We start from the raw sequence: 9,481 nt of genomic DNA, 5'->3' as shown, positions 1-9,481 counted from the left end.
TCATCCGGTTTACCTTGGGATATTTGATAGTTATATTACGCTTTACGATAAATCAGGCATTGTAAAAGCTATGAAAAGTAGTATAGAAAATAAAATTAAAAGCGGTGAGATAATTGAACTAAACAAAGGCATAAAATATTGGAGAATTTTAAATGCAAAGGCATAGGTTGGTAAAAGATTATTTAATCCGTTCTGAAAAGAGGTTAAAAGCTTTAGAGTTTTTAAAATCTGAACAAGATTATGCGGATGTTGTAAGAGAAGCTCAAGAAGTGGTAGAGCTACTTTTAAAAGCTTTAATAATGGCATATGGACTCGATATACCAAAAGTTCACGACGTTTCAAAGTTTATAGAAGAAAATTTAAATGTATTTCCGGATATAATAAGTTCAAATATTACAAAGATTAAACAAATATCTAGGACGTTGAGAAAAGAAAGAGAGATATCTTTTTACGGCATGGAAGATTTTATTCCATCGGAGGAGTATACTAAAGAAGACGCAGAACAGGCCATAAATTGGGCAAGAGAGATAAAAGATATCGTAGAGAAAGCAATAAGCTAAGAGTTTTACCTAAGCTAAGAGGATTTATTTACCAATAAGCTGTTTGTAAACTATTGTTTTCAAATCTCCAACTCAGGATTAAAAGGATAAGAGCCGTATTTGGCATATTTTACGTAGGCTTTTTTATCTTTTATAAACACTCTGCCTTGCTCTATCCATTTTATTACTTGGGGTAAGAGCTTGTGCTCTAGGTTTAGGACTTTTTGCTCTAGGGTGGTTTCGGTGTCTTCTTGGTCTATGGGGGTGATGGCTTGGGCTATGATGCAACCGGCGTCTATTTCTTCTGTTACAAAATGCACTGTGGCACCGCTAAACTTTGCACCAGATTCTATCACTCTTTTGTGGACGTTTATGCCTTTAAAAGCTGGAAGAAGGGATGGGTGTATGTTTATTATTTTATGAGGATATTCTTTTATGAAATCTTTTGAGAGTATCGCCATAAACCCTGCCAACACTATAAAATCTATGTTTTTTTCTTTTAAAAGCCTCAAAGCGTTTTCTTCAAACAAAGATTTTGGTTTTGGTTCAAAATAAAATGAAGCTGTATCGTAGTGTTTTGCTATATCAAGGGCTTTTGCGTTTTGATTGTTTGAGATTACGTAAAAGTTTGAATCTAAAAATCCTTGTTTTTTGGCTTTTAGTATAGCCTCTAAGTTTGAACCTCTTCCTGATACAAATATCGCTATATTCATATTTTTTTTGCACTTTTTATAAAATTTTCTAGCTTCTTTGGGTCTTTTTTGCCGGGTTTTGCCTCAACACCAGAAGCCACATCAACAGCGTAAGGTTTTATATCTTTTAGATTGTAAACGTTGTTTTCGTTTAGCCCACCTGATACAAAAAAATCTCTTTTTAAAGCTTTTAGTATATTCCAGTCAAAGCTTTTACCAGTGCCTCCGTATTTATCTGATAGCGTATCAAACAAAAGCATATTTTCGTCCCAGCATTTTTCTATGTTTGGCAAAGTATCTTTTATTCTAAAAACCTTTATAAGTCTATTTGATATGCTAAAAGCGCAATCTTCATCTCCATGAAGCTGGACAAAATCAAACTGGTTAAGAAGCTCTTTAATTTTTTCAATGGGTTCATTTACCACAACAGCTACTGTTGGTATTTTTAAATGCTTTTTTATTTTAATGGCACTTTCAACATCTATGTATCTTTGGCTTTTGGGATAAAGTATAAAACCCAAGAAATCGGCTCCTAGTTCTTGAGCTAAGATAGCATCTTCTAAGTTTGTGATACCGCATATTTTTACCTTCGCCATATTATCCTTCACGCTCTTTTAAGGATAATAAAATAAGCCCTGCTATAGACAGACTCACTGCACTGTCTGCCACGTTAAAAGCTGGCCAATAGTGATTTTCTATATGAAAATACAAAAAGTCTGTAACTTTGCCGTAATACACTCTTTCAAACAAATTCCCAAAAGCCCCGCCTGATAGCATACCCATTAGTATACTTATTTTTGTATCTTTGCTTTTAAAAGCATAAAAACCACTTACAAATATTGCTATAATCGGAAGGATCTCCAAGAGCAACACTCTAAATGCGCCACCCAAGTTAGATAGCATACCAAAAGCGATACCTTTGTTGTATATAAGCACTATTTTTAGTATGGGCAGTACATCTATGCTTTCATTTGGTTTTAGCATATGTCTTATCTCTATCTTCGTCATCTCGTCTAAGATAAATACCGTTAGAAATGTGATAAAGTATATTAGAAGAAATCTTTTAGGCTGTTTTTCCATATATGTTTTGCCATTTCTAAATCACATCTTATAAGCTCTCTGCCGTTGTATTCTACGGTAAAAGATTTCTCTGGTACAATGCTTCCTATGAGCATCCAATCAAGGGTGGTTTCTTCCACTACATTTTTAAACTGCTCTTCTAAATCTTGGTCTACGCTTACCACCACTCTTGTGGGGTTTTCTGCAAATAAAAACATAGTTGGTTCTTCGTCTACGTAAAGGCTTATATAAGCTCCTAAGTTTGTATCTACCAAACTTTCAAATATGTTTGTTATAAGACCGCCCATCGATACATCGTGAGCCGATAGTATGAGGTCTTTTTGTATTAGGCTTATAAGAAGCTTAGATAAAAGCTTTTCTTTTTCGATATCTACCTTCGTAAGAGCACCTTTTACGCCACCGGTTAAAATTTTTTGCACGAGGGAACCGTTTAGAGTGTACTCTTGGTTTAAATTTCCTATAAGAAATAAACTAGATGGTTTTTTAAACCTATGGTCCATATGCTTATGCACATCTTCTAAGACTCCAACCCCCACCACCACGGGTGTTGGCATAACGTTTGTGATGGTGTTGCCTTCAACGGTTTCGTTGTATAACGATACGTTGCCACTTATAACAGGTATTGAAAACTCTTTCATGGCATCTGCCATACCGCTTACACAAAGCTCCATCTTTATGGCAACGTCTTCTCTTCTTGGGTTTCCAAAGTTTAAACAATCGCTAAAAGCAAGAGCTTTTGCTCCTACACAGGCTAGATTTCTAACGCATTCTGCTATAGTCCATTTTGCACCTTCGTAAGGGTCTGCTTCCATATAGTAAGCGTTTCCATCGGCTTTTATAGCTATTCCTTGTTCTGACTTTACCGCTGGTCTTAAGGGCCATTTTATCCTTAAAACTGCAGCGTCGCTTGAAGGTCCTAAAACTGTGTTTGTACCTACTTCAAAATCGTATTGAGTGTATATATGCTCTTTTGAAGCTATGTTTGGGTTTGATATTACTTTTAAAAATAGTTCCTTTAGATCTACTTTATCTGGTAAAAACTTTTCTTCTGATGGCGTAAATGTCTTAGAAGGTGCTATATAACAGCTTGGCACACCTTCTGCTACTATTTTATAGTCTAAAGATGCCACTTTTTCATTTTTAAAATATACGTTTACCGTGTTTGATGCGGTGGTCTCTCCCAATACACACCAAGAAAGATGGAATTTGTTTGCTATGTTTATCAGCTCTTGCAAATTTTCTTTTTCGGCTATAAGGAGCATTCTTTCTTGGCTTTCTGAAAGAAGTATTTCGTAGGCGTTCATGTCTTTTTCCCTAAGTGGGACTTCGTCTAGGCTTATATCAACGCCCATATTTGATTTGTAGGCCACTTCAAAGCAAGCACCAGCTATACCACCAGCTCCTAAATCTTGTATACCTACCACCAATTGATTTTCTGCCACATACATTATAGCTTCTAAAAGTTTTTTGCCGTAAAAAGGATCACCTATTTGGACGTTGGAACGCTTTTTTAAGGCTTTTTCATCAAACTGAGAGCTTGCCATTGTAGCCCCGTGTATTCCATCTCTTCCAGTGGATGAGCCTATTAGAAAAAGAAGCTGGCCTACTTTTGTAGCTCTTGCTTTGTACATTCTATCTTTTGGCATTATACCTATGCAAAAAGCGTTTACAAGAGGATTTTTTTCGTAGCAACTATCAAAAAACGTCTCACCGCCAACGGTAGGTATGCCTATGCAGTTTCCGTAGTGGCTTATGCCTTTTACTACACCTTTTGTTATCCTCTTAGAGGTTTCTCCAAATCTAAGTGAATCAAGTATCGCTATGGGTCTTGCCCCCATAGACATTATATCTCTTATTATTCCACCTACTCCAGTGGCTGCTCCGTTGAAAGGGTCTATGAAAGACGGATGGTTGTGGCTTTCTATCTTAAAAGCAACCCATACATCTTCTAATTCTATAACACCGGCGTTTTCACCAGGGCCTTGAACCACATATGGGGCTTCTGTTGGAAATTTTTTAAGAAGGGGTTTTGAGCTTTTATAAGAACAATGTTCAGACCACAAAACCCCAAATATACCAAGCTCTATATCGTTTGGCTCTCTACCTATGAGGGATTTTATAGTTTCATACTCTTCTTGTGTAAGCCCATGCAAATTATCCATTGTAAATATTTTAGCATAGGTTTAAGTTAGGTTTGACAATAAATATGTTATACCTATAAAAGCCAAAGACAAAAGTGCAAACTTGATAATACTTATAAAGAATAAACTAAGTAAAGTATAGCTCAAAATAGCTGGTTTTCTCAGATGTATAGCGTCGTATTTGTGAGATATGTAGATCATAGCCCATATGGTGGCGAAGTAGATTATCGTATCTACGATGATTGCATACATAAGGCTTGATAGGTTTATATGAAAAGGTAAGAATCCCAACAGTTGATTGGGTAAACTATTTTGAGGATTCATCGCTTTTATCATCTTCTGGCTTTTTAAACCATAAGCTTTTTGGAAGTATTATTATTTTTTCGTTGGGCCTTTGCATCTGCATGTACTCTGTGGCAAACTTTTTCATAAAGAAGTTGGGATTTTCGTCTATTTGCTGTTTTTTTGCATAAAGATATTGATATCTATCCTCTTCTTTTTTTAGAAGAGCTTCTATTGGACTGCTGGCTCTTTTCAAAGCTATCAGCGAAAATATGTTGGAGGAACTGATGAAGATATTCCATATCGTATAAAATACCGACAGCAGAAAAAAGCTTACGACAATTAAATTACTGTAAAAACGGCCAGAATTCTTCTTTTGACGCATATTGGGCTCCGTACCCAAGATACTCTTCTATCCTTAAAAGCTCGTTGTATTTTGCTATCCTTTCAGACCTTGATAAAGAGCCTGTTTTTATCTGTCCTGCGTTTGTACCTACAGCCAAATGAGCTATAAACGTGTCTTCTGTTTCTCCTGACCTGTGGGATACTATGGCGTTGTAGCCGTATTGTTTTGCTATGGCTATGGTTTCCATAGTCTCTGTGAGAGTGCCTATTTGGTTTAACTTTATGAGTATCGCGTTTGCCATGCCTTTACCTATGCCCTCTAAAAAGATGTTTGGGTTTGTAACAAACAAATCGTCACCCACAAGCTGCACCCTATCGCTTAGTTCTTCTGTGAGCAGTTGCCAACCCTCTTCGTCTTCTTCTGAAGCTGGGTCTTCCATAGATATTATCGGATAGTTTTCTAAAAGCTTTATACAAAAGTTTAAAAGTCCTTCTTTATCGTAGCTTTTACCGTCTATAGTGTATATACCGTCTTTGTAAAACTCTGATGCTGCAAAATCAAGAGCTATAGCGATATCTTCTCCAGGGGTATATCCTGCTTTTTCTATGGCTTTTAATATAAACTCTATAGCTTTCTCTGTGGATTCTAAGTTTGGTGCAAAACCACCTTCATCACCCACGCAAGTGGCAAAACCATTTTCTTTTAACAAGCTCTTAAGCGTGTGAAACGTCTCAGCCCCCATCCTAAGAGCATCTGAAAATGTCTCAGCTCCGTAAGGCACTATCATAAACTCTTGAATGCTAAGTGGGTTGTCTGCATGCACTCCGCCGTTTATTATGTTCATAAGAGGCACTGGTAACTTTCTTGCAAAAATACCTCCTAAATATGCAAAAAGAGGTATACCAAGCTCGTTGGCCATCGCTCTTGCACTAGCCATGCTTACTGAGAGTATTGCGTTTGCTCCTAAGTTTGATTTGTTGTCAGTGCCGTCTAGTTCTATAAGTGTAAGGTCAAGCTCCGTTTGATTTGACGCATCTATACCTATTATAGCTTTTGCAATTTCTTTGTTTACGTTTTCTACGGCTTTTAGCACGCCCTTCCCCATATACCTTTCGTCTTTGTCCCTTAGCTCTAAAGCTTCTTTTGAACCGGTGGAAGCCCCGCTTGGTACTATAGCTATTCCGCTGGCTCCTGATTCTAGTATAACTTCTGTCTCTACGGTGGGATTGCCTCTTGAATCAAGCACCTCTCTTGCCCTTACATCTATTATTTTGCTCATGTTTCCTCCTTTTGTCTATCAATAGGCACGAGGGGGATCGAACCCCTGACCTCAGGCGTGTCGAGCCTGCGCTCTCCCAACTGAGCTACGCGCCTTATTTTTTATTATATCATATCTACCGGTTGCACTGCTCCAAAGCGCCTTTTTCTTTTAGAAAAATCTTCCACTATCATACAAAGGTCTTCTGGTGTAAAATCTGGCCAGTATTTTTCGCAGAAAAAAAGCTCAGCGTAAGCCAAATCCCAAAGTAAAAAGTTAGATATTCTTTTTTCATTACCAGTCCTTATAAGAAGGTCTACCGCTGGCAAAAAGTACGTGTCCAAGGCTTTCTTTATGTCCTCTTGGGTTATTTTATTTTTTTTAGCTAAAAGCTTGTTAAAGGCTCTTGTGATATCGTCAAGTCCACCGTAATCTACAGCTAGCGTAAGTGTTATTGAACTATTTTCTCTGGTTTTTTGCTCTATATCTTCCATGTATTGAAGAAGCTCTTCTGGTATTCTATCTTTTCTTCCTATAAATTTCATCTTTATGCCGTTTTTTAATATGCTTTCTTCTTTTCTTATAAGGTATTCTTTAAAAAGCTTAAAAAGCACATCTATCTCTTCTTTTGGTCTTTTCCAATTTTCTGTTGAAAAAGCAAAGAGCGTAAGGTAACTTACCCCTAGTTCTTTGGCTTTTAAAGTGACAGGCTCCACTACCTCAGCCCCTGCATAGTGTCCGTAAAATCTACTCTTTCCCTTCTCTTGAGCCCATCTTCCGTTACCATCCATTATTATAGCTATATGTTTTGGCACATTTAAGTCCATTACATTAGTATAAACTAAAAAAGTGAAATCAAGATGAAATTTATATGTTGTAGTTTTCTTCTTCCTCTTCGTCTATCTCATTGAAGCTTAAGTCTATCCTTTCAGCCGGTATTATTGTGGTTATCGAGTGTTTATAAACAAGCGTTTGTTGTTTGCCATCTTCTATGAGTATCGTATAAAGATCAAAAGACCTTACCTTACCTTGCAACCTTACACCGTTTAAAAGATATATAGATACTTTTACTTTAGACTTTCTTATTTGGTTGAGCATCAAATCTTGTAATCTTGCTGCGTTCTTACTACCCATAGCTTTACCTCTCAAAGTTAATAATTTATTATTATATCAAATATACGAAACCTTTGCGAAACAATCTGCTTAGTTTTATGATTTGGCTTTTCTACCAAAAGAAGCGTATTGTTTTATTAGTTCCAACCTTTTTCTATCTTCTTCGTTTTGGGACATTCTTTCTATAGCTTCTTTTATAAAAGCTATAAAAATAGATATAAAAAATGTCGCCATGGTAGAAACTATTACTATGAGTGTTCTTTTGGGGCTTATCCTTATGTGAGGGGGTGTGGCTTTGTCAATTACTTGTATAAGCGGAGCGCCTTTTGCCTCTTGAATAGAAGCTTGCTGATAGAGTTTTAAAAGCATATCGTATACAGCTTTTCTAAAACCAAGCTCAGTTTGGATATTTATATATTTCCCATAGACCTCTGGGACTTTTTTAATAGAAGGCAAAGCGCTTGATTTTGCATTTGACTCAAGAGATGATAGTTCAGCTTCCAAGCTTGCTATAGAAGCTTCGGTTTTTTTATACTCTGGATTTTGAGGAGTGGCGTATGTGCTCATAGCCGCTAACTTTGCCTCTTGGGCTGCTATTTGGGCTTTTAGATTTGCTATTGTGTTTATAGAAGCTTGGGCTTGAGGTTTTAGTTCTATCACCCCGGTTTTTTTCTGAAAGCTCTCAGCGTTCTTTTCAGCTTCCAAGAGTTTTTTATAAGCTTTTTTTAACTCTTTTTGGAAGAATCTTTTTTCTACCGCTGCTTTTGTCACTGCAAGATGGTTGTTTAAATATCTAAGCTGATCCACAAAAGCGTTTGCAATCTCTGCCGATCTTTTAGGGTCTTTATCTTTATATCCTATTGTTATGATGCCAGTTTTGAGATCAGCTTTTGCATCAAGATGGTCTAAGACGTCCTTTCTTGCTATATCTATGTTTTTTGCTTTGTATAGCTTCATGAGGTTAAATTCTTTTATTATGTTGTCTACTACAAAGTTGCTTTTAAGAAGGTCTACATACACATCTGAAGGGTTTTTGGCCATAGCACCAAGTCCAAAGGCTGCTGCAGCTGCCGATAAACCAGAGCTTTTACTTATACCAAGAGGGGGCATTATGCTTGTTTTTGCTTCGTAAACCGGTGGTAATATAAGACTTATTATTACGCTAAGTATGGCTGCTATTCCTGTGATTGATATTATAAGTTTTTTATGCTTTAAAAGGATTATAAATATATCTAATAAATTTATCTCTTCTTCTTGAGATGTTGCAATTTGTGAATTTACATTTTCATTTGACATGCTATATATTATTATAACCCAAAACTTTCAACAAGGCCTACTTTCCAATCGTTGTCTTCTTTGTACATTTTTAGATAAAATGGAAGCTTTCCTTTCTTGTACTTTATTTTGATTTTTGCTTTATTGTCATCAAATTTCACCTTTTCCCACCTACTTTCATCTAAAACTTTCTTTGGGTCAAAATTTTTAAGATAACCATCCCAGAAAGCTTTTGCTATAGGACCTCCATTTTCAAAATCTTTTTCTATATCTTCTTTTGTATAAGTTTTTACGTTGTTTTTTAACATTGTCTTATAAACAAGTTCTACAATATCTTTCTTTGATTTTTTACTTATAAGCTGCCATATTTTTTTTAAATGTTTTCTTTCCATTGCTTTAAAAAGCTTTGTGGCTGTATCTAATACTTCTTCTTCTTTTAACCTTTGAGATTCTTGAGCGTAAGAAATATTGTATGGTATAAGGGGTGATAAAGAAAACACCCCTATTAATATAAAAAATACTGTATTTTTAGCGCTTCCTTTTATCCTCACCAAATCCTCAAACGTTTATTAGTGGTGAGCTGTTGTAGTTGTTGCGTGAGTTGATGTTGTAGTAGATGAGCCAGTAGCCGCTACTGCCGCACCTATTGCCGCCGCACCTACCGCTGCTACTGTAGCTATTGTGCCTATGCTCATAGCTCCTGCTGCTGCTGCCCCTGCTGCCGCACCTGCTGCCCCTGCTCCAGCTGCCCCTGC

13 protein-coding genes and 1 tRNA gene are annotated in these 9,481 nt (G+C 36.6%); 1 reads left to right on the top strand and 13 read right to left on the bottom strand.

Features of this window, described 5'->3' with window-relative positions; genetic code table 11:
- Positions 1-152 precede the first annotated feature (152 nt).
- Positions 153-560 (top strand): HEPN domain-containing protein, encoded by a 408-nt coding sequence (locus ACP5S8_RS07110; protein WP_461872039.1) that lies wholly within the window; start codon positions 153-155, stop codon positions 558-560.
- Between the two features lie 59 nt (positions 561-619).
- Here the strand turns inward: ACP5S8_RS07110 and purN are convergent, their stop codons facing one another.
- The 13 genes from purN to ACP5S8_RS07045 form a co-directional block, all read right to left on the bottom strand.
- Positions 620-1,252 carry a phosphoribosylglycinamide formyltransferase gene (gene purN, locus ACP5S8_RS07105; protein WP_461876275.1) on the bottom strand — a complete coding sequence of 211 codons (633 nt, stop codon included), beginning with the start codon at positions 1,250-1,252 and terminating at the stop codon, positions 620-622.
- Complete coding sequence (locus tag ACP5S8_RS07100) at positions 1,249-1,827, bottom strand: phosphoribosylanthranilate isomerase (RefSeq protein ID WP_461876273.1); 579 nt, start codon at positions 1,825-1,827, stop codon at positions 1,249-1,251. The genes purN and ACP5S8_RS07100 overlap by 4 nt, the downstream gene beginning before the upstream one ends.
- A gap of 1 nt (position 1,828) precedes the next feature.
- Positions 1,829-2,311 carry a signal peptidase II gene (gene lspA, locus ACP5S8_RS07095; protein WP_461876272.1) on the bottom strand — a complete coding sequence of 161 codons (483 nt, stop codon included), beginning with the start codon at positions 2,309-2,311 and terminating at the stop codon, positions 1,829-1,831.
- Positions 2,281-4,473: a phosphoribosylformylglycinamidine synthase subunit PurL gene (purL, locus tag ACP5S8_RS07090; protein WP_461871130.1), complete on the bottom strand. Its 2,193-nt coding sequence runs from the start codon at positions 4,471-4,473 to the stop codon at positions 2,281-2,283. Before purL ends, lspA begins: the two co-directional genes overlap by 31 nt.
- 21 nt (positions 4,474-4,494) lie before the next feature.
- Positions 4,495-4,788, bottom strand: coding sequence for a hypothetical protein (locus ACP5S8_RS07085; RefSeq protein WP_461876270.1), 294 nt, complete (start codon positions 4,786-4,788; stop codon positions 4,495-4,497).
- Positions 4,760-5,119, bottom strand: coding sequence for a hypothetical protein (locus ACP5S8_RS07080; RefSeq protein ID WP_461876269.1), 360 nt, complete (start codon positions 5,117-5,119; stop codon positions 4,760-4,762). Before ACP5S8_RS07080 ends, ACP5S8_RS07085 begins: the two co-directional genes overlap by 29 nt.
- The gene (eno, locus tag ACP5S8_RS07075) at positions 5,082-6,359 is read right to left on the bottom strand and encodes a phosphopyruvate hydratase (protein WP_461876268.1); all 1,278 of its coding nucleotides are present in this window, start codon (positions 6,357-6,359) and stop codon (positions 5,082-5,084) included. Before eno ends, ACP5S8_RS07080 begins: the two co-directional genes overlap by 38 nt.
- 22 nt (positions 6,360-6,381) lie before the next feature.
- Positions 6,382-6,454 (bottom strand) — tRNA-Val (locus ACP5S8_RS07070).
- A 9-nt stretch (positions 6,455-6,463) separates the two neighbouring features.
- The gene (gene uppS / locus ACP5S8_RS07065) at positions 6,464-7,165 is read right to left on the bottom strand and encodes a polyprenyl diphosphate synthase (RefSeq protein ID WP_461876267.1); all 702 of its coding nucleotides are present in this window, start codon (positions 7,163-7,165) and stop codon (positions 6,464-6,466) included.
- A gap of 40 nt (positions 7,166-7,205) precedes the next feature.
- Positions 7,206-7,472, bottom strand: coding sequence for an RNA chaperone Hfq (gene hfq, locus ACP5S8_RS07060; protein ID WP_461871175.1), 267 nt, complete (start codon positions 7,470-7,472; stop codon positions 7,206-7,208).
- A 75-nt stretch (positions 7,473-7,547) separates the two neighbouring features.
- Complete coding sequence (locus ACP5S8_RS07055; RefSeq protein ID WP_461876266.1) at positions 7,548-8,747, bottom strand: GumC family protein; 1,200 nt, start codon at positions 8,745-8,747, stop codon at positions 7,548-7,550.
- 11 nt (positions 8,748-8,758) lie between these two features.
- Positions 8,759-9,277 (bottom strand): hypothetical protein, encoded by a 519-nt coding sequence (locus tag ACP5S8_RS07050; protein ID WP_461876265.1) that lies wholly within the window; start codon positions 9,275-9,277, stop codon positions 8,759-8,761.
- An 18-nt stretch (positions 9,278-9,295) separates the two neighbouring features.
- Positions 9,296-9,481, bottom strand: a 186-nt coding sequence (locus ACP5S8_RS07045) for a hypothetical protein (RefSeq protein WP_461876264.1), incomplete at its 5' end; no start/stop codon positions are given.

This window comes from Hydrogenobaculum sp. (assembly GCF_049967395.1).
Lineage (GTDB): Bacteria > Aquificota > Aquificia > Aquificales > Aquificaceae > Hydrogenobaculum.
The sequence above is the reverse complement of the archived record's forward strand: the minus strand, read 5'-3'. Positions and strand labels throughout refer to the sequence as shown.